Annotated in this window: 13 protein-coding genes; 1 reads left to right on the top strand and 12 read right to left on the bottom strand. The window is 50.5% G+C overall.

Annotated elements, in window-relative coordinates:
• Nucleotides 1-38: 38 nt before the first annotated feature.
• The 5 genes from P4D80_RS09050 to P4D80_RS09030 all read right to left on the bottom strand — a co-directional run bounded on the left by P4D80_RS09050 (nt 39) and on the right by P4D80_RS09030 (nt 13,039).
• The gene (locus tag P4D80_RS09050; RefSeq protein WP_421658761.1) at nt 39-2,714 is read right to left on the bottom strand and encodes a tetratricopeptide repeat protein; all 2,676 of its coding nucleotides are present in this window, start codon (nt 2,712-2,714) and stop codon (nt 39-41) included.
• Between the two features lie 1,088 nt (nt 2,715-3,802).
• A complete protein-coding gene (locus P4D80_RS09045) occupies nt 3,803-6,565 on the bottom strand; it encodes a response regulator (protein WP_421658760.1) in 2,763 nt (920 codons plus the stop codon).
• A gap of 31 nt (nt 6,566-6,596) precedes the next feature.
• Entirely contained in the window at nt 6,597-8,672 is a 2,076-nt protein-coding gene (locus tag P4D80_RS09040; protein WP_421658759.1) for a response regulator, read from the bottom strand.
• Between the two features lie 4 nt (nt 8,673-8,676).
• Nucleotides 8,677-9,045: a response regulator gene (locus P4D80_RS09035; RefSeq protein WP_421658758.1), complete on the bottom strand. Its 369-nt coding sequence runs from the start codon at nt 9,043-9,045 to the stop codon at nt 8,677-8,679.
• Nucleotides 9,038-13,039 carry a response regulator gene (locus tag P4D80_RS09030; RefSeq protein ID WP_421658757.1) on the bottom strand — a complete coding sequence of 1,334 codons (4,002 nt, stop codon included), beginning with the start codon at nt 13,037-13,039 and terminating at the stop codon, nt 9,038-9,040. Before P4D80_RS09030 ends, P4D80_RS09035 begins: the two co-directional genes overlap by 8 nt.
• 683 nt (nt 13,040-13,722) lie before the next feature.
• Here P4D80_RS09030 and folP point away from each other — a divergent pair.
• Entirely contained in the window at nt 13,723-14,583 is an 861-nt protein-coding gene (gene folP / locus P4D80_RS09025; RefSeq protein ID WP_421658756.1) for a dihydropteroate synthase, read from the top strand.
• Nucleotides 14,584-14,591: 8 nt separating this feature from the next.
• Here folP and P4D80_RS09020 read toward each other — a convergent pair whose 3' ends face one another.
• The 7 genes from P4D80_RS09020 to P4D80_RS08990 all read right to left on the bottom strand — a co-directional run bounded on the left by P4D80_RS09020 (nt 14,592) and on the right by P4D80_RS08990 (nt 21,046).
• Nucleotides 14,592-15,248: a hypothetical protein gene (locus P4D80_RS09020; protein WP_421658754.1), complete on the bottom strand. Its 657-nt coding sequence runs from the start codon at nt 15,246-15,248 to the stop codon at nt 14,592-14,594.
• Nucleotides 15,249-15,546: 298 nt separating this feature from the next.
• Entirely contained in the window at nt 15,547-16,080 is a 534-nt protein-coding gene (locus P4D80_RS09015; RefSeq protein WP_421658753.1) for a hypothetical protein, read from the bottom strand.
• Nucleotides 16,007-16,453 (bottom strand): hypothetical protein, encoded by a 447-nt coding sequence (locus tag P4D80_RS09010; RefSeq protein ID WP_421658752.1) that lies wholly within the window; start codon nt 16,451-16,453, stop codon nt 16,007-16,009. The genes P4D80_RS09015 and P4D80_RS09010 overlap by 74 nt, the downstream gene beginning before the upstream one ends.
• On the bottom strand, nt 16,425-17,021 hold the full coding sequence (locus P4D80_RS09005; RefSeq protein WP_421658750.1) for a bifunctional folylpolyglutamate synthase/dihydrofolate synthase: 597 nt from the start codon (nt 17,019-17,021) through the stop codon (nt 16,425-16,427). The genes P4D80_RS09010 and P4D80_RS09005 overlap by 29 nt, the downstream gene beginning before the upstream one ends.
• 1 nt (nt 17,022) lies before the next feature.
• Entirely contained in the window at nt 17,023-18,306 is a 1,284-nt protein-coding gene (locus P4D80_RS09000) for a serpin family protein (RefSeq protein WP_421658749.1), read from the bottom strand.
• A 323-nt stretch (nt 18,307-18,629) separates the two neighbouring features.
• On the bottom strand, nt 18,630-20,207 hold the full coding sequence (glpK, locus tag P4D80_RS08995; RefSeq protein ID WP_421658746.1) for a glycerol kinase GlpK: 1,578 nt from the start codon (nt 20,205-20,207) through the stop codon (nt 18,630-18,632).
• The gene (locus tag P4D80_RS08990; protein ID WP_421658744.1) at nt 20,186-21,046 is read right to left on the bottom strand and encodes a DUF6671 family protein; all 861 of its coding nucleotides are present in this window, start codon (nt 21,044-21,046) and stop codon (nt 20,186-20,188) included. Before P4D80_RS08990 ends, glpK begins: the two co-directional genes overlap by 22 nt.
• Nucleotides 21,047-21,058: the final 12 nt, after the last annotated feature.

Here is a 21,058-nt window from a genome sequence, read left to right as displayed (position 1 = left end):
GGAATGATGGAATGATGGGGTAATGGAAAATCCCTTTCCTAAACCCCCACATCTTGGACCTCAAGCGCGTTTAACTGCCTTTGCGTTCGCAGGCGTTCTTGAATAGCCGGTTGAAAGTCTGGCTTTAGCTCCAGGGCCCGATCAAAGGACTGAATGGCGGCTGCATATCGCTTCAATTCATACTGCAATCGTCCCTGCCAGTACCAGGAAGTATGGCTGGTTGGCTTCAATTCCACTGCCCGGTTAAAACAGGTAACTGCGTCCGGTAATTGTTTTAAGCGGACAAAGGTACCACCCAAACGACACCAGACATCGGCGTTTTCAGGTTCTAGCTCTAGGGCCCGACGGTAGGATGCGATCGCCGTCTCATAGCGCCCCAACGCATACAAAACATGTCCGCGTCGTTGCCAGAGATGGGCATCGTCAGCATAAATGTGGCTTGCCTGGTCGTAAGCAGCCAGGGCTTCCAGATAGCGTTGCTCTTTTTCTAACGCCAGTCCCTTCTGTAATCGCTGATGGTAATTCTCCAGCGCGGGCTCTGTGGATTTAATCGCCTGCCATTCCTCCCTGATAGGGCCCTCTTCCCCATCCTTTCTCTGGCTTAGAGCGGTTGGGCATGGCTGAGGTGGGGGTGGCAAATTTGAACAATCGCCTATTTCAACGGAAATTGGCTCTCCCAAATCGGCTTGAGGAAGGCTAACGGTGGTTGCCTCTTCCTCCCTGAGTACACGGATAGCCGTTTCTTCAACTTCTTGCTGGTAGCTAATGGTGGTTTCCTCCTGGGACTCCAACCCATTTGCTCCATTTCCCTGTCCTACCAGGCGACATTTGTAGTCCGCAATCAAGACTTCGAGTTCCTGCCCCTCAAATTCTGAGGTCGGTTGCTCCGAAATTCCAACTGAAACGATGGTTTCGTCTTCTTCCTCGACCGGGAGCGGCATGACTTTAGATTGCATCTGATTCAGCATTCGTCTGCGCCCCTCGATAGCGGCCTGAAAGTCGGGTTTAATTTGCACTGCCCGGTCGTAGGAGGCGATCGCTTCCTCATAGCGTTGCAGGTGCTCCAGCAATCGCCCCCGGTCGTGCCAGGCCCAGTAGTTTTCTGGTTGAATTTGAACCACTCTGTCATAGGAGGCAATCGCCTCCTCATGGCGATTCAGCTTTTCCAGCAGGTTGGCCCGTTTAAACCAGGCAACATGGTCGTCGGGCTGAATCTCAACCACCCGGTCGTAAGCGGCGATCGCCTCCTCATGGCACTCCAGTTTCTCCAGGGCCATGCCCCGCATCAGCCAGGGAATTGGGTCATTGGGGTTTTCCTGAATGGCGCGATCGCAGGAAGCAACCGCCTCATCGTAGTGCTGTAAGTGGTACAGTGCATCAACCCGACTCAATTGGCTCAGCACCCGTTTACGATTTTCTACTGCTAGTTGAAAATCTGGCTTAAGCTGGACTGCCCGATCGTAGGAAGCGATCGCCTCATCGTACTGTCGTAAGGCTTCCAGCACCTTACCCCGGTCATGCCAGGCCCAGTAATTGTCGGGTCGCAGTTCCACCACCCGCTCGTAGGACTGAAGCGCTTCCTGATAGCGATGCAAACACTCTAAAGCACCGCCCCACTTGTACCAGGCCAGATAGTCTTCCGGGTGAAGCCGGACCACCTGTTCATAAGACTCGGCTGCATCTTCGTAGCGTTGTAGATTCTCCAGCGCAATCCCCCGCTTAAACCAGGCCAGGTATTCCTCTGGCTTTGCCTGAATCACTCGGTCGTAGGCGGAAACGGCTTCCTTATAGCGCTGAAGCTGAAATAAATCATCCCCCCGCTCCAGCCAGGCAAGATGTCCATCACAACTGACTAAAGTCCGTTCTGACAGGAGGGCGGAGACGGAGGTTGTAGTAGTCAGCGATCGCAAATCATCCAGCGCTTCTTTGGCAGAAGGATAACGCTGGCGGAAGTCGTAGCGCACCATCTTGTCCAGAATGGCCGCAAACTCTGGGCTAACCTTGGCCTGATCGCGCCAAATAATTTCGCTGGTTTTGGGGTCTTCCTTTAGCTGCTTTGGATTGACCCCAATCAGACACTGAATGGCCATCATTCCAACCGCATAGACATCACTGGAGAAGCGAGGCTTGCCTGCCAGTTGTTCATTGGGCATATAACCAGAAGAACCCACGGCAATAGTCACGCTTGCCTGGTCAGGCGATTCATACGCTTCAATCCCAATCTGTTTGACGGCACCAAAATCGATCAGAATCATACGGCGATCGCCCCTGCGCCGAATCAGGTTAGAAGGCTTAATGTCCCGATGAACCACCTGCTGTTGATGGACAAACTCCAGCACAGTGAGAATATCCTGAACCAGGTCAATCACCTCGGTTTCGGGAAATTGCTTGCGGTTCTTAATTTCCTGGCTAAAAACCTCCCCCTCCACAAACTCCTGAACCAGGAAAAAGTCTCGGTTTTCCTCAAAGTGAGCAAATAGCCTGGGAATCTGATCATGGCTTCCCAGCGCGTAAAGAACTTCTGCTTCTGTATCAAACAGCCGCCGTGCCGTCTGGAGCGCTTCCAAATTGGTTACTCTTGGCTTTAGCTGCTTGACCACACACTGAGGCTTGCCAGGTAAATGCAAGTCTTCAGCCAGGTAAGTTTGCCCAAAGCCACCCCCCCCCAGATGGTGGGTAACTTGGTAGCGCCCCCCAAGGATTCTGCCCAGCATATGTATGAAATTTGAGTGGTAGAAACTGCGTCACGACGAGCTAGGAAAACTATTTATCCTTTTTATCCTTGTTATCAGTTCAGGCAGGATAGGAGCATCCGTAGCCATTCCAAGTTGTAGATAGGGTTCCAATAAATTTTTTCAATTCGCTCCGCGAAATCACAGAAAAAGTAGGGGAGGTAATTGATCTAAACGTTACCTGTCCCATGAAGCTTGAGGAACTTAGTGGCCCCCCTCCTCAAAGTAACCCAAGCGATCACCCGGCAAGACAGGCTTTGCACTCGCTTTAATGAATCCGATGGGTGCTTAACTTAAACTACAAACAAAGACGTGTCTGATGGCCACGAACAAAACCCGGTAGTGCTCAAATCATAATGATTTTTCAATTTGAAATGTTGGTGGCCAGCACCGCTCATCATTACCTCTTGAGGTCTACCCAAAACCCTTGTTCGTCCAGAGACTAAGGAAGATGGGCACACGTTGCTTTGCCTATCCTGACCTGCGACTTCACCGAAACGATTATGCAATTAGCAGGAGTCAAAGATACTCTAGATGAGTAACTTTCCACTGGCTCATAACCCTGATGCTTCCCCCTCTATACATGTGTCCCTTGAGTGAAACTCAACAAGCTGCCCTCGAACAGGGACTACGCTGCAAAAATGCTTTTACTCTGCGGTGCTGCCAAGTCTTGCTTGCTAATGCATTTTTAGGAGCCCTTTTTTGCTAAGGGTTCTAGCAAGGAACAATCAAAATAGTCACAGACTCTGGTCTTAATTTCTTGTGCGCTTAGTATCCATTGTGGTTCTACAATGGTTTATTTGGCATGAATCTACTTCGGCTCAATCGCATTCAAGCAGGGACTGTTCACAGGTATAGCGGTAGTCATTGTGGTTAGGACGGAGTGCAGGTGTTCCACCCCTGGCTGGGGGCTTCGCCCCCGCTCCCTCTCTAATTCCAATGTCCTAACGCAGCTGCGTAGAGCTATAGTAGTCTGTCAAGCAGATCTTAAAGGGTTTGCAACCCTTCAAAACCCTGTAAATTTGTTTTTCTGGGTTTAGATAACCAGGCAAAGTTCCTTGGGTGAACCACTAGCCTTTTGCGGAAGTCTCGTGGTCAACATAAGCGGAAACCAAATTTCTAACTTCAGTAAGTAGTTCTTCACGACTAAATGTCCCTTTCTGGAAAATCTGCTCAACAGAACCCTGCAACTTCAGGTGGTCTTCTGGAGTGATGTCCCTTGCAGTGACCACAATCACTGGAATTAGACGCCATTCTGGTCGTTTCTTCAGTTCGGCAATGACTCCAAAGCCGTCCATTTCTGGCATCATCAAGTCTAATAGAATCAAGTCTGGCAACTCTTTCTCCAGGAGATTTAATGCCACCCGCCCATTTGGAGCTTCAATCACAGTCCACTCTTCTTTCTCTAACATTTGTCGCAGCAGTTCCCGGTTAATGGGGTCGTCTTCTACCAGCAAAATGGGGCAGGGCGGATTCTTGCAGTGGTACTTCTTCAGAACCGTTGATAGCTGATTGCGGTCAACCGGCTTGGTCAGGTAGTCCGATGCGTCAAGCGCATAGCCAACCTTTTTGTCATCCACCATTGTCAACATAATGACCGGAATGTTAGCAAGTTCTGGGTCGGCTTTCAGCATGGAAAGCACTGCCCAACCGTCCATACTAGGCATCATGACATCTAGGATGATGGCATCGGGACGGCTCTCTCTGGCTTTTTGAACTCCTTCAATTCCAGAACTGGCAACTTCAACCCGAAACCCTTCCTTATTGAGGAAACGCAACATCAGGTCATGCACCGTAGGGTCATTGTCAATCACTAAAACCAGGCTGTCTCTAATGGGTTGAGGTTGAGAAACCATTTCAGTTGAAGGGGGTGAGTCTGACCTAGCTTTTGGGTCAATGACTTGTGTAGGCAACACCATAGTAAAGGTAGAACCCTTTCCGGGTTCGCTTTCGGCAGTAATATCACCTCCCATCATCTGGCAGAAGCGTTTGGTAATGGCAAGTCCCAACCCGGTTCCCCCATACTTGCGGGTGGTGGATGCATCCGCTTGGGTGAATGCCTGGAATAACCTGTTCATCTGGTCTTCCGTCATGCCGATGCCTGTATCGGAGACGGTGAAAGTGATGAAGGAGGTGAGGGGTGAGGGGTGAGGGGTGAGGGGTGAGGAGAGTGCTGAGTTTTGAGTTTTAAGTCCTGAGTCAACACCTGGTTCCTTTCCTCTCTCTTCTTCTTTCTTTTCTCTTTCTTCTTCCTTCCCCCTGGCTTCTGGCTCCTGGCTCCTCTCTACTGTCAGCGTTATTGTTCCATTCTCGGTAAATTTACTGGCGTTGCTTAGCAGATTGAACAGGTTCTGGCGAATTTTGGTCAGGTCGGCGTGCATGGTGCCTATGTCATTAGGACATTGAACGATGAGAGTGTTGTTGTTTTTCTGAATGAGAGGTTGGATGGTGTGGACGGTTTCGGCGATCGCAGTGGCAATGTCAAACGTCTCCAGGTAGAGATCCATCTTGCCCGCCTCAATTTTTGAGAGGTCGAGGATATCGTTGATTAACCCCAGGAGATGCTTACCTGCGCCATTGATCTTTTCCAGGTCGGGGATGAGGTGATCGTGCCCTAGGTCTTCAGCATCTTCCTGGAGCATTTCGCTGTAGCCAATGATGGCGTTGAGTGGAGTCCGCAGTTCATGGCTCATGTTGGCAAGAAACTGGCTTTTTGCCTTGCTTGCCTGTTCCGCAGAATCTTTGGCTTTTTGAAGCTCGATCGCAGCCTGTTGCCGTTCTTTTTGGGACTTTTCTAAAGCGTTCAACATGGCATTGATATTGTCGCCCAGTCTGGACAGTTCATCCTGTCCCACAGCTGAAACGCGACCAGATATATCTCCATCAATGCCAATTCCGCTGACTTCCTTGCTAAGCCTGCTTAAGCGAGATAGAACCAGCTTTTCCAGTATTAACAGGGTCACTCCACCAAATACTAGACCCGCAACCCAGATAGTCCAGGTAAGAAAGCGCACAGTTGCCTGCCCCTGCTGGTAAATTGTGCGGGATGTTTCTGCCCGAATCAGCAAAGCTGGGTTGCCATAAATATCATTGAGCAGGGCATAGCCAGCGATGGTTTCATCATTTAGTGCCTGTACCAGAATCGGCGGATCAGGTTGTAAAGCAGATTGAACCGCCTTTAAACCAGGGGGAATTGTAGTCTGATTGGTTCCCTGTAAGAAGACCGGGTATCGGGTTAACCTGGCAAACCGATAGACTTCGGTTTTATCCAGGTAGCGGCCGACAATCAGAATACCTTTGATTGGGCCTTTGCCAGCACTGTTTAAGATTGGGCGAGAGACAATCAGCATGGGACCTTCAGGCAGAAGCAAAATTCCGCTTAGGTTGCTGGCAGGGTAGAGGTGCCGCAGCAAAGGATCACTGCGGACCAAGTGAGGTTTGAGAGCGGCTGGAATGGGGGTCGCTTTGCCGCTTTTGAGGTCAAAGCCGGTACCAAATATCACCTTCCCTGAAGTGTTAATGAATATCATCAGGTTGACTCGCAGGTAAGCCAGTTGGGGCTCGATCAGGTTGGACTGGATGAATACCTGGTTGCCATCCTGCACAAACTGATAAGCATCATCCCACATGGCCCAGTCATTAAAGCTTTCGTTGAACTGCTCCAGATTCTGGGCAAAGACGCTTAAAACTCCCTTCATGATCTGGCGAGTGTCTTGATCTTCTGCCTTTTTCGAGTTGCCCAACAACAGGGTTGAGGAGATGCCGTAGAGAACAGCATTGAGACCAATTAACGTTGCACCAATAATGAGCAGTGTTCGTTTACGCAAGGTCATGAAATGGTAACTCCTGACAGGTAGGTTCTGGTTAGACGCAGACCCTTGACTGGGCGCAGGTAGTAACCAACTTGCGCACCTCGACCAATGATTTTTCCCGGCTATAGCCCCCCTGCTGGAACAGGGTTTCAATGTAGCTGTTTAGCCAGAGACGCTCATCCTTAGAAATGTCTTGAGCGGTGATAACAACAACGGGAAGGTCGTGTAATTGCTCATGTTGACGTAGATTTGCAACAAATTCTAAACTTTTCAGGTCAGGAGGCATCAGGTCGAGTAGCACCAGATCGGGAGGATCTTGATTAATCGTTTCTAAGGCGGGACGGGTGGGCTCGGCGATCGCGACCGTCCACCCTTCTTTTTCAAGCAGGCGCTGGATAATTTGACGGGTGGTGGCATCTTCCTGAAGCAGCAGAATTTTTCCACCGGATTCGTCGGGACGGTAAGAGTGGAGCAGTAGGGCAAGTCGTTTGAAGTCGGCGGGTCGGGTCAAATAATCAGAGATGCCAAGGGTGAACCCAATGCTCTGATCATTGGCGATCGCCAGCATGACCACTGGAATTTCAGCCAGGGCTGGATCAGATTTGAAGGCTGATAAGACCGCCCAGCTATCCACCTCTGGCATCATCAGGTCGAGTAAAATCAGGCAGGGGCGCAGTTCTCGTGCTAACCTTCGGCCTTCTTCGCCGCACCAAGTTGTCACGACGCGAAAGCCTTCCTGGTTGAGGGTTTTCACCATCAAATCGCGCACAGTGCGATCATCATCAATCACCAGAATCAACCCCCCGCCGTTTGGCAAGTTAACGGACTCCATCTGAGGCGGAGAGTCTGACGCGTCAGATGCCAGTGCCGTCGTAACCTGGTGATCAACCATATCCACTGGCAGAGAAACTGTAAATGTCGAACCCTGCCCCGGTGTACTTTCCACCGAGAGCGTCCCTCCCAACATCTGGCAGAATCGCTGGCTAAGCGCCAAACCCAGCCCAGTTCCACCATACTTACGGGTGGAAGAGTTATCCCCCTGATTGAACGCCTCGAAGATAGTTTCTTGCTGGCCAGGGGAAATTCCAATCCCTGTATCGGAGACGGTGAAGGTAATGTGGGGAGTGGGGGAGTTTTGAGGTTTGAGGTTTGAATTTTGAGTGATTGAAATTTCTCCGCTCCTAGCCCTTAATCCCCAATCCCTGACCCCTGACCCTTGAATCCTGTCTCCTGCCTCCTGGTTTCTTTCCACTACCAGCCTTACCGTTCCTTTCTCCGTAAACTTTGCAGCGTTACTGAGTAAATTGAGCAAAATTTGACGGACCTTGCTCAGGTCGGTGTACATGGTGCCCAGGTCTTCGGCGCAGTAAACGTTGAGGGTGGAGCCGTTTTTCTCGATCCAGGGCTGAGTAGTTTGGGCGATCTCCTGAATCAGAGATGGAATATCGAAGTGCTCCAGGTAAAGATCCATCTTGCCTGCTTCGATTTTGGATATGTCCAGGATGTCGTTAATTAGCCCCAGCAGATGTTTGCCGGAGGAACGAATTTTGTCGAGGTCAGGTACAAGGCTGGCATTAGTTTCCTGCAAGTCTTCTCGCAGAATTTCGCTATAGCCAATGATGGCATTGAGCGGAGTGCGTAGTTCATGGCTCATGTTAGCCAGAAATACACTTTTTGCTCGATTGGCACTTTCGGCAGCGGCTTTTTCTGCCTGAAGCTGTTCCAGGTAGGACTTTTCCTGATCGCGCAGCCATTTTCGCTCCAGGCAAGCATTGATTCGAGCTTTCAGCAATACCGGGTTGAGGGGCTTAAACAGGTAATCTTCGGCACCCAGTTCAATGCAGCGGATGAGGCTATCCAGGTCATCCAGTCCAGACACCATGATTACTGGAATGTGACTGAAGTCAGGATCGGTTTTAATCATCTCCAGGGTCTGGAAGCCGTTGAGTTCCGGCATCAGAATGTCCAACAGAATCAGGTCGAAGGGTTGCTTTTTTAACCAACGGATGACCTGACTGCCATTCTCAATGGCGGTTACGTTCAGGTTGTACTGGCGCAGCTGACGAGAAAAGTAGATGCGACTGGGCTCATCGTCATCGGCAACCAGTACATGAGGAATGGGGTTCATGGGTTTACTCCTTGCCCAGGAATGCCTGAATCTTGCCCATCAGTCGGGGAAATTCGACTGGTTTGGTGTCGTAGTCGTCGCAACCTGCTTCCATACATTTTTCGCGATCGCCCGCCATCGCGTGGGCTGTCAGCGCAATGATAGGAATGGCCTGGGTTTCGGGCATAGCTTTTAGTTTACGGGTGGCTTCCCAGCCGTCGAGTACGGGCAGGCTCATGTCCATCAAGATTAAATCAGGAGATTCTAAACATGCCAAAGTGATGCCCTGCTCACCATTGATCGCGATTAAAATCTGATGTCCTTTGCGCTCCAAGCGACGGGAGAGCATATCCCGGTTCATTTCGTTATCTTCAACCAACAGAATCTTAGCCATGAGCTTCCTCCACTGTGCGGGAGTTTTGACGAATGCAAGAGAGTACTAAATCACGCACCTCTCCCAACAAGTCTTCCCGGCTATAGGCTCCTTTTTCCAGAATTTGCTCGACATAGCCGTTGAGTTGAAGGCGGGCGGCGGGGGTAAGATCCATAGCAGTTACGACAACCACAGGAATTTGTCGCCACTCCGGTTGAGTACGCAGCTCTTGAATGAACTGAAAGCCATCCATTTCGGGCATCATCAGGTCTAGCAAAATCAGATCTGGCCTGGCTTCAGCAACGCGCTCCAGGGCAACCCGGCCATTTTCGGCCTCTGTGATCGCCCACCCTTCCTTCGCCAGAATGCGATGGAACATTTTGCGGGTAGCCGGATCATCCTCAATAATCAGAGCATGCCCAATGGGTGTGGCTAGATCAACGGTAACTCCAGGTTGGTATTTCTCTAGAACCGAAACCAGTCGTTTGTAGTCAACCGGTTTGGTCAAGTAATCGGCTGCGCCCAGAGCAAAGCCCAAATTTTGGTTATCCACAATGGTCAGAACTATAACTGGAATATCTGCCAGTTCCGGGTCTGCCTTCAGGCTTGACAGAACTGACCAACCATCTATTACTGGCATCATTACATCCAGGGTAATCGCATCGGGGCGCAGTTTTTTGGCAAGGTGAAGCCCCTCTTGCCCGTTGGAGGCCATCTCAACCTGAAAGCCCTCCTTAATCAGGTAGCGAGACAGCAGGTCTCGCACAGTGGGTTCGTCGTCAATGACCAGAACGGTCACATTTTTATTTTTAGAGGGAGGGGTTCCCAATGGTTTGGTTGAGACTGAAGTTGGGGTTGAAGTTGGTGTAGATGCAGGTTTGCGTTCATTTAGTTCATTTACTTGTATCGGCAACTGCATGGTAAAGGTAGACCCCTTACCGAGTTCACTTTCTACACTGATGTCACCCCCCATCATTTGACAGAACCGACGGCTAATGACCAGCCCCAGCCCGGTTCCCCCGTACTTGCGGGTGGTAGATGCATCCGCCTGGGTGAAAGCCTGAAACAATCGGCTTAGTTGATCTTCAGTCATGCCAATGCCGGTGTCGGAGACGGTGAAGGTGATGAAGGAGGGGAGAGGAGAGTGCTGAGTTTTGAGTTCTGAGTCAACACCTGGTTCCTTTTCTCTTTCTTCTTCCTTCTCTATGGCTCCTGGCTCCTGCTTCGTCTTGATAGTCAAGGTGATTATTCCATTCTCGGTAAATTTACTGGCATTGCTCAGCAGGTTCAGCAGAGTCTGGCGGACTTTAGTTAGGTCAGCGTACATCGTTTCTTGATCAATGAGATTCTGGATGACAAGGATGTTGCCATTCTTTTCAACCATTGGCTGGATAGTGGCTCTGACTTCATCGATCATGTCGGTGATGCTGAATCTCTCCAGGTAGAGATCCATTTTGCCCGCCTCAATTTTGGAAATATCCAGAATGTCGTTGATTAGCCCCAGCAGATGTTTGCCTGCGCCATGAATTTTTTCCAGGTCAGGAATGATATCCTCGTAACCCATGTCGAGGGAGTCTTCCTGCAACATTTCGCTGTAGCCAATGATGGCGTTAAGCGGAGTGCGCAGTTCATGGCTCATGTTGGCGAGAAACTGGCTTTTGGCACGGCTGGCAGCTTCGGCAGCTTCCTTGGCTTTGAAGAGTTCTTCGGCAGCCTGTTTGCGATCGCTGATATCTTTAACAATCCCTTCGTAGTAGAGCAGATTGCCATCATCATCCCGCACAGCTCGAGCATTTTCTGAAATCCAAATGATACTGCCATCACGGCGGTAAACTTGAGATTCAAAGTCATTGATGAACCCATATTCGGATATCAGATGAATGAACTCTGCTCGCCGTTCGGGATCTACATATATTTGATTCGCAATACGGTTGGAGAGCGTAGCGATCAGTTCTTCAGGCGAATCGTAGCCATAGATTCTTGCCAGGGCGGGATTAGCGCTGATGCAGCGGCCTTCGGCTGTGGTTTGAAAGATGCCATCAGCCGCATTTTCAAAGATACTGCGATACTTTTCTTCGGCCTGTTTCAAAGCTAGCTCGGCGCGTTTGCGATCGCTGATATCCAGCGTGATCCCACTCATGAGAATGGGGTTGCCGTCTGCGTCGCGCACTACATTGCCACGGCTGTTTACCCAGTGAATGCTACCATCATCCCAGATGACACGATACTCGACGTTGTATTCAGTCCCCTGCTTCAAGGTTTGAGCCTGAGCCTGCTCCAGCTTTTCCCGATCATTCGGATGAACTCGTTTAATAAATTCTTCGTAGTTAGGGACAAAAGAGTCAGAGTCCACACCAAAAATAGCCGCGACCTGCTCCGACCATTTTTCTTCGCCTGTAACGATATTCCAATCCCATGCACCCATTTTGGCGGCGTTGAGTGCAACTCGAAGTAATTCTTCCTGTTGACGCAGGGTAGCTTCTGCCTGCTTGCGTTTAATAAACTGCCCGATTTGATTGCCAACGGTCGCCATCATGGTAATCAGATTAGTATCCGGTTCTCGAATGCTGCGGTTAAAGAAGGATAGGACTCCTACCACCTGATCGCCTGCCCGGATGGGAAAACCAAAAGCAGAATGAAGCCCCGCACGAGCGGCCATTTCTCCCCGCAGGAAGCGGCTATCTTTTCTAACATCAGCAATCCAGATCGGTTCACCCGTACTCCAGACTTGCCCATTCATTCCCTCACCAGGAGCAAAGGTGAGAGTATGGCTATCCGTGTCGAATTCAGATTGCTTGGCTGGAACGGTGCCCCAACTTTGAACGAACTCCAGGCGGTTCGCCTGAGGGTTGACCAGCCAGAGATCTCCCAAATCCCATTTCAGGCTTTCACAAATGCCCTGGAGGATGAGCGGGGCAGCTTCTTCTAAATCTTTCGATTCCGCCAAGGCACAAGTGGTTGCGTACTGTACATTGAGTCGCTGGTCGGCGCGGTTTTGTTGGGTGAGACTGCGAGCAAAGGCTGAGAAGACTCCAATGACCGATAGCAAGACGAATAAGCCGAAGATTCGCACCTGTCCACTCTTTTGAGTGAGTTTATCAATTCGAACCTGAAGCAATCGATCGAGTACTGGAGATACCGCATCATAAAGTTGAAATTGCTTAGCGATCGCGCGATCGGCTAGCAAAGCCACCTCACTCGGCTTGACGAAGCCACTTTGAGTTCCAATCTTACGAACAATTTGGTAATAATTCTTGCTACTGGTACTCACTTCCTGATAGGCCGATGCCAGTTCGGCTTCTAGCTGGGGGTTGAAATTAAAAGCTACCTCTCGCCCTCGTGTCAGTGATTTTAGGGAAGACTCCAGTACATTCGATAATCCAATGAGTTGAACCTGCTCTTCCAGCTCTAGCGCACCTTGTTGGGTGGTTTCTAGACTCAACTCCCTGGCCTGGGCAGAACTTTCGATCAACACTGGTAACTGATTCACCGCAGCATTCATGAGGTAGTAGGTATCCAAGTCGGGGTCAAGAATCAGGTTGGAGGTATCCCCCACATGGGCAATCAACTCTAGCAGGTCGTTAACCAGGATGAAATGAAGTTGCAGCGCTGTGCCCCTGGAAAAAGCAGGCACTTCTTCCTTTAGCTGCTTCCAATGACTAACCAGGTTGCTCCAGATGCGGTGAGCTTGCAACGGGGTCCCCAGTTCTTCCTCCAGGGACTCGATCTGGGCGATTCTGGCATCAATTTCAGCCTGTTTGCTCAATAGTTGCGGTTTTGAGTTGGAATGGGTTTGAACTGCCAGGGTAAGCCGTTGATGCTCGATGATATCTTCTAAGAGGTGGCGCAAAGAACTGTTGAAGCGCACTCCCATTTGCTCTTTCGCTGCAAAATCAATACTGACGTTGATTTCGGCAACCAGGTGATTGACAACTACTACAAAAGGCACTGTAAAAACGAGAAACAAACCCACCAGGATTCCTCGACCCGAAAGTTGCCTCAGTACGTTTTTCATGAATAGCCTCAGTTGTTAGAAGTGGCGAGGAATTATCCCCTCAAACAAAATGGCTGCGGAGTGATTAGCGATAGCCACCAGGCTTAGGACGGGGTGCAGGGGTGAACCCCTGGCTGGGGGCGAAGCCCCCACACCTTCTTAAAGCCAATGTCCTGAGCAACCTGGCGACAGCTTTAGATCCAGAAGTGCGGGGTTAGAAGATGGCATGTCGTGACACCAGTCAGAATGACTACAACGCTTACGCTTCAGGGACTGACGCCTTTCGACGATCGGACGGAGTTCCCTTTGTAAAGCTCTAGCAACTCTATAACAAGTGAGTCCGGAGAATTCATCAAAAAAAGGAAAAATTCATCTCCATGCACACCTTAAGAACAAAAACGGAGTAGATTTGTCTTCATGGATTTGCTTAAACCGAGTAGTGGTATAGCGATCTTTTTTGAGATTTGAACGGGGTGCAGGGTGGAACCCCTGCGTGGAGGCGAAATCCCCACCCCCCTTGTTCACAAAAACTATTTATGAACGTTAAATAACTCTAAAATTAGAGTTCCCAGAATTTTTCCGTATTCTCACCCCATTGGCGAACTGGGAAGATAGAAAAATTAAAAAATTAATCAGTGGTATTGAAAAGTTCAGCAATTTCACTGAAAAAACTGGTGAGAATAGCGGTTGTTCGATCAAACGTTATGGTGACTGAATCTTCTCCCCCATCCAGTTGGAACTTAAGGAACCACGAATTCCGTTGGGGAAAACGGACTTACCTCATGGGTATTTTGAATGTCACCCCTGACAGTTTCAGCGATGGGGGCCAGTTCAATACTGTAGAAGCCGCACTGACACAAGCCCGCTTTCTGGTTACTTCAGGAACCGACATTCTGGACATTGGGGGACAGTCAACTCGCCCCCAGGCGGCTGAAATTGGACTGGACGAGGAATTAAATCGGGTGATCCCGGTGATCAAAGCAGTTCGCCAGGAAATGGATATCCCCATTTCAATTGACACAACGCGGGCAGCGGTGGCAAGAGCGGCGATCGCCGCTGGAGCCGATGTGGTTAATGATATTTCTGGTGCAACCTATGACCCGGCGATGTTGTCAGCAGTAGCCGAACTGGGCGTTCCCCTGATTCTGATGCACATCCGCGGAACACCTCAAACGATGCAGCAGATGACGGACTATGAAGATCTGATTGGCGAAATCATGTCATTTTTGAAACAACGGGTAGAGGCTGCGATCGCCCACGGGATCGCTCCATCCAAACTGGTCATTGATCCCGGTATTGGTTTTGCCAAAACCTACGACCAGAACCTGGAAATTCTGCGTCGTCTACCAGAGTTCCAATCCCTGGGTTGCCCCATCCTGGTGGGACCCTCTCGCAAAAGCTTTATTGGGCATATTCTGGAACAGCCAGACCCTAAACAACGGGTCTGGGGAACGGCAGCGGCCTGTTGCGCTGCGATCGCGGGTATGACTGATATCCTGCGGGTGCACGATGTTCAGGCAATGAGGGACGTTTGCCGGGTTGCAGACGCCATTTGGCGGCAATAGCGAAAAGGTTATCGAGCTTGATCGGCGTTGAGGTGCTTCCAATTTTGAGAAGAGTTGGCCATGTCTTGCTGTTCTCTCATGACTTTAAGCAGAGTCGATAGTGCCAGATCTTCAGAAGAATTAACCTGTTTATCCAGCATGGCAATGCTAACAGCTTTAGGCAGAGCAACTGCTGCCACATCAGAATCCAAACCTTCAACCAGATTCTCCAAAGATTGCGGCACTTTCAATGCAGAGCGAATCCCCATCAGGGTCGATTCATCCAGCCCCAGGGCCTGCAATTGTGGGTACATCACATTCCAATCTACCGGCTCGTCTGGGTTACCAATTTGAAGCAGATAGGCCAGCAGGCGACACATTTTGCTTTGTTGTTGAGGCGTAAATTTTGTTGCCCCGGTTGAAAAAAGATCGGCTTCCGATGCTCCCTGATTGAGATTGCACAAAATTTGCTGCCAATCCTGGGGATCACAGGCTTCAGGCTTGTCAACGGTGAGGACAATTCGGATTTTGCCACTCCCAGCTTCCAACTGAGTCACCTGAGCACGGACTCCCAAAAAGCCCAGCCAATGAGATACCGTCGAAATGAGTGTAGAACGGGTGGCTCGACTATGAGCTAATAGCCTCAACTGGGTTTGCACCATTGGGCGCACAATTTGCGTCAGCATAGGTAGACCGGGAACTCAACCGTCTATACGTCCTCTAGCCCCTAGAATATCTAACTTTCAAGGGAGAGTTGGGAACTTTAGCCATTCCCTAACAATAGGGGTGGGCGACGGGAGAAAATTATAGCGGTAGCCACCCAAATCAGGGCAAAGGGTGAGGGGTGGGGGAGTGAAACGATCTTCCAATTATAAATGATCGCCTTCCCTGGTAGCAATTGCGTTACGCGAGGGGTAATCTCACTCCTAAGACAATTGCTACTGTATCTGCAACTTAATTGTGTCCACTTACTTGTAGCGTCAATTATTTGTAAGCTGATTTTCGAGAACTGGTAAAAAATCCGACATTTTGTTTGAAGAAGTGCCCAATAAGGTAGAGCGAGCCGCAGAGAACGGTGAGGGATGGTTTGGCTAGTGGTTCCTCAGCAGTCGTTGCAGTTTCCAGGGCAGAAAACACATGGGGATAGGTTTGGCAATCTGCCAGATCGGGACAAATGGTTTGAGCCAGTTGAGCGAGGTCGTCTGGGTCAGCAGAACTGTGGTCAGGAACGGGCACCAGATAGAGGCGATCGCCCTCTCTCAGCAATGCCTTCAGAATATCTGCATGATCCTTTGTGGATAACATGCCCATGACCCAGTGAATGGGGAATGGGAAATGGGGATGCTTTACCTCTTCCCACTCCTGACTCTTCAGGTTTTGTTTTCTAATCAGACTATCTATGTACTGCCGCAACACTTCTGCACTGGCGGGATTGTGGGCACCATCAATCAGAATTTTGTGCCCACGCCAGGTGAACCATTGCAGGCGGCCTGGCCATCGGGTTTTTTGCCATACCATCGGCGATCGCACCATCTGAAATTTTCCAGCCCTGCTGACGGAGAATTTGCAAAGCTGCGATCGCCAGTGCTGAATTGTGGAGTTGAATCTCGCCTGGCAGGGGAAGGGGGTAACGGATGCCTTGAGATTCCACCCAATGGGGGAAAGAGGTAGGAGTGACGGGGGAATGGGGGAATGGGGGGATGGGGAGATGGGGGGATGGGCTATCTTTCACTCCATCCCTTCTTTCGCCTTTCCCCTTTCGCCCTTCCCCTTCTAACTCCTGAGCATTCTGCTTCATGGTTGCTGGTTCTGGGTAGACGGCTGGACAGCCCAACTCTGCAACTCGGTGTTCAATAACAGCCTTAGCTTCGGGGGGAAGTTGCCCAATCACGGCAGGACACCCCGGTTTCAAGATGCCAGCTTTTTCTCTGGCGATGTCGGCCAGGGTGGGGCCAAGGCGCTGCCAGTGTTCCCGGCTGATAGAGGTGATGATACTGACCAGGGGGGCGATCGCACACATTTGTCGCATCCAGCCTTCCTCCCAGCCCCACTTCCACCACTGCAATATCCACCTTTTGTTGAGCGAAATAAAGCCAGGCTGCCGCAGTGATCACCTCAAACTGGGTGGGGGAGGGTTTGCCCGATGGAATGGCAGTAATTACCTGATTGAGAACGTTTTCCAGTTCATCGGGTGTAATCGGTTGTTCATTCAGGCAAATTCGCTCACACCAGCTCACCAAATGGGGGGAGGTGTAGCGCCCTACCCGGTAGCCAGCTTCGGTCAATACGGCTGAAAGATAGGCACAAACTGACCCTTTGCCGTTGCTTCCGGCCACATGGACGATGGACACCCGTTCATGGGGATTCTCCAATTCAGCTAGAAGTTGCTGAATGCTTTCTAAGCCTAAACGAACACCAAAACGCTCAAATTTTTGCAGAATTGAATCGATGTCTACCACATTATTGGGGGTCTACGATAGCGCCCATAAACACTACAGTTCCGCTTCGATTATCGCGGATAGTGCAGAAGAAGGGGCGATCGACCACCATTGAAAACGGTTCATCCACAATTGCTGAAGTTGCACGAATACCAATGGATGTGACAGCAGCGGCTTCGGTGCCTTCCTCATTCACTTCTACAAATGTCTTGTGCTTGACTTGATTAATCCTGGTTGGAGTGCTGCTGATACCTGAAAAGTCCGATCTGGAGCCATCAAAGGCAACTGCCATTCCCAACGCTGACAATGTCCGCTTTAGCTCAATATCGTATTCCAGCTTGAAGCGGGGAATTTGCACCGTACCGGGACGGCTACGGAAGCGCGTGACCCATTGCTGCCAGTTTTCAGCCGTCAGGTCCTGGTAAAAATCTGACGCGCTGTAAGGCTTTTTGGGCAGCAGGATATCCATGCTCATCCGCTGTCCTTCACCGTAGGGCAGGCTGACTGCCTGGAATCGGTCAGTTTCAAAGTAGCGAAATTCCCCCCGCTGAGACATCAGCGGATGTTGCTTGGAACTGCCATCAGGGCGGTAAAAAGGCTTTTCTGCTGTTAACTTTTTATCAAATGGCTTTGTCCAATCCCCTTTGAAGTAGATAGCGTTAATCAGGAACAACACGTCTCTAGGGTTGATGGAGTCAATGATTTCTTCAATCTTGCCGCGCGTATTGTCCTTCACCCAACCGTTGATGATGGATTTGGATTTGGGATCGTTAAAGTTCAAATTTGCAATCTCTGCTCCGTAAAACGTTTGATTGCGTTGCATGAAATCTGGCTTGAAGGAAACATCCTGCCGTGCCCAAATGGAGTTGGCGATCGCCAACTGTACTTTTGGGTCGGGGTTTTGCAGCAATTCCTTCAGGTTCGCGTTTGCCTGGTTCAGCGCTTGCAGACTCATACCATTCAGTTCTAGCGCCTTTGCCATTGCTTTTTGAGTCTCGCCACTGGCTCCGTTGTAGGTCATGGCAAGGGCGATCGCCACGCTCGATGGTGACACAAATATATTTTTGTTCCGGTCTTGCTTGAGAATTTCTGAAAACAGCTTGAATCCAAACTGGGTATTGGCTGCGACCAATTGGGGATCGATCTCTGGGGATTTCTGCATGGCAAGATGCTCCGTCTGTGGGGTTGGTTGAGAGAAGGGGGTTGTTTGTTCCTGGCTGACTGCCTGGATGCATCCCATTAAACCCAGCAATACTAGCCCCGTTATGCCAATCCCTCCCATGATCCGCAACCCACGATAATTCATGTCAAAACTCCTTTTTCTCTAACCACTAGCAACCAACAACTCCTATTAAGGATGTCATGTTCAAGCTGCGATGGAGGGATGGTTGCGTTTTTGGAAACTAGTATTGACACTAAATTTTGCAACATGGGGTTTGGGGGCGGAGCCCCCAAGCAGGGGTGAAACCCCGGCACCCCATCCTAAAACCACAATGACTACCGCTATAACACCGCATTCTTTGAGTGAACTGATCTCTCCCTCTTCCCCTCTCCGGGTCGGAAAGGGGTGCCAAAGGCGGGGTGAGGTTTTCGGAGTTATTTAACTCTCATTCCTAAAACGCATCACTGCTACGCAACCCAATGTTTGGCGCGTTCAACGGCTTTTTGCCAGGTGGCAAAGTGATTGAGTGCCTGGGATGCGCCTGCGCCGGGTTCAAAGATGCGGTCAATCTGGCGCTGGCTAATTAATTTCCCATAGTCATTCCAGAAACCGACCGTCAGTCCGGCGGCAAAGGCGGCTCCCAAAACGGTTGAATCTCGCATGACCGGGCGTTCGACTGGAATGCCCAACACATCGGCTTGAAATTGCATCAGAAAGTTGTTTTCGCACGCTCCCCCATCAACCTTGAGGCGTTGACCTTCAGTGCTACAGTCTTCCTTAATCGCGAGAACCACTTCTCTTACTTGAAAGGCGATCGCTTCCAACACGGCTCGTACCATATGTTCACGTTTGACACCGCCAGTAATGCCGAAAAAGGCTCCCCGTGCGCCCATATCCCAATGGGGTGCGCCCAATCCACTCAAAGCAGGGACAAAATAAACGCCGCCATTGTCAGGCACTTGATTTGCCAGGGATTCGGTTTGGGGTGCGGTTTGAATCAGGCCCATACCATCTCGTAACCACTGAATGCAGGCTCCTGTGGTGAACAGGCTACCTTCGAGAGCGTAGCTAAGGGGGGAGATGGGGTATGGGCTGTGGGCTGTGGGAATGGCAGTCCAGGCAATGGCGGAGAGGAGTTGATGGCGCGATCGCACGATTTCGTTGCCGGTATGGGCGACGAGAAAACAGCCGGTGCCATAGGTACATTTCATCAATCCGAGGCGATCGCACCCCTGCCCAAACAGGGCAGCCTGTTGATCGCCCAAAATCCCTGTAACAGGAATCTCTGCCCCGAACAGGCTGGCATCGGTAGCACCAAACTCACTCAAACTAGGTTGCACCTTCGGCAGAATTGATGACGGGATGTTGAATAGTTCCAACAGGCGATCGTCCCACTGGCGAGTGGTGATGTTAAACAGCATGGTACGACTGGCGTTAGTGTCATCTGTCGCGTGAACCTGCCTTCCCGTCAAATTCCATAGTACCCAGGTATCAATCGTGCCTGCCAGAACATTTTCTAAGTTAATGTCTGAAGTGACAGCATGTTCCAGTAACCAGGCCAGTTTGGTGGCAGAAAAGTAGGCGTCGATGACTAAGCCAGTGCGATCAAAAATTTCCTGAGTGTGTCCCTGTTCTCGTAGCTGATTGCACATTGGAGCCGTCCGCCGATCTTGCCAGACTATTGCCCGATGTAGGGGGTGTCCGGTCGTCCGATCCCACAACAGGCAGGTTTCTCGCTGTACTGTCAACCCAATCGCTGCAATCTGTGCTGGCTCAATCCCGGCATTCTGAATAGCCGCCTGGATCACGAACTGAGTGTCCTGCCAGATCTCCAGCGGGTCATGCTCCAGCCATCCGGGTTGGGGATAATACTGGGTCAGTTCCTTGTAGGCAGAACCCACAATCTGGCTCTCCTGGTCAAACAGAAATGCCCGATTACCAGTAGTCCCCAAGTCGAGGGCGAGAATGTATTGGGGTGAAGCTGGAGGAGGCATAGGGAGATGGGGGGACGGAGGATGGTCAGTCAGGGATTGCAATAGTTGCATTGGGCTGGATCGGCTACTTCCATTCCATCGGGAAAGAAGATTTCCTGGCTGAAATCACATTTTTGACAGCGATACAGGGCAGTGTGAGTCAGGAAGGTTGGCAATCCACATAGACCGCAGGGTAAGCCTGCCCGTCGCTCGATGAGTTCAAAGCCTGGGGTGGAACAGACGGGGCAGACGCAGTTGATTTTTTTAACCAGATCAAGGGTGGCTTTTTCAATCACGGCCATGCGGGTGGGGTTGTAGAGCGCTCGCATATCCGTTTCTAGATGGATGGTACCGTTGGGCGATCGCTCTAAAGCAAGGGTAACCGCGTCCAGAAGCTGCCGCTCACTGGTAATTCCTTTGAAAATTTCATCTGGATGCTTTGCCGACTGACTGACCATCACCACCAGGCCATGTTCGGGAAAGCCGACTTTTTCAGCAAACTTCAGAGCTGCTTGAAAATCTTGAACCGTGGTATGGCTGTAGTTAGTTTCGAGGGAAAACTCCTGTCCGACAATTTCCAACTGGTTCGCTTTATCAAGCAGTAAAACCAGTTCCCGATTACAGGGAATGGCAGGAAAGCTGGGGTTGGGTGCAAACACTCCTTCACTGGCGATCGCTAGCGTTTCCCCTGTCAGGTCCAGTGCCTTTTCTGCTTTCAGTCGGGCCGCTTCCACCTGGGTACCCGGACGTTCCCGATCTCTGGTAAAGGTTCCAAACGCATCGGTATCCAGCCCCTCTGGAACAATTACCTGAATCCCCAGTTCCTGCTCCAGGATGGGAGCGATTGCCTTTTCCTTATGGTGCATCGTTGCCAGAACTGCAATTCGCTGAGTAAAAAGAGGATGAGCCATACCGCCCTTTTC

The organism is Leptothermofonsia sp. ETS-13 (assembly GCF_049200465.1).
Lineage (GTDB): Bacteria > Cyanobacteriota > Cyanobacteriia > Leptolyngbyales > Leptolyngbyaceae > Leptothermofonsia.
Note: the sequence above shows the minus strand (reverse complement) of the source record. Positions and strands in the feature narration are given on the sequence as shown.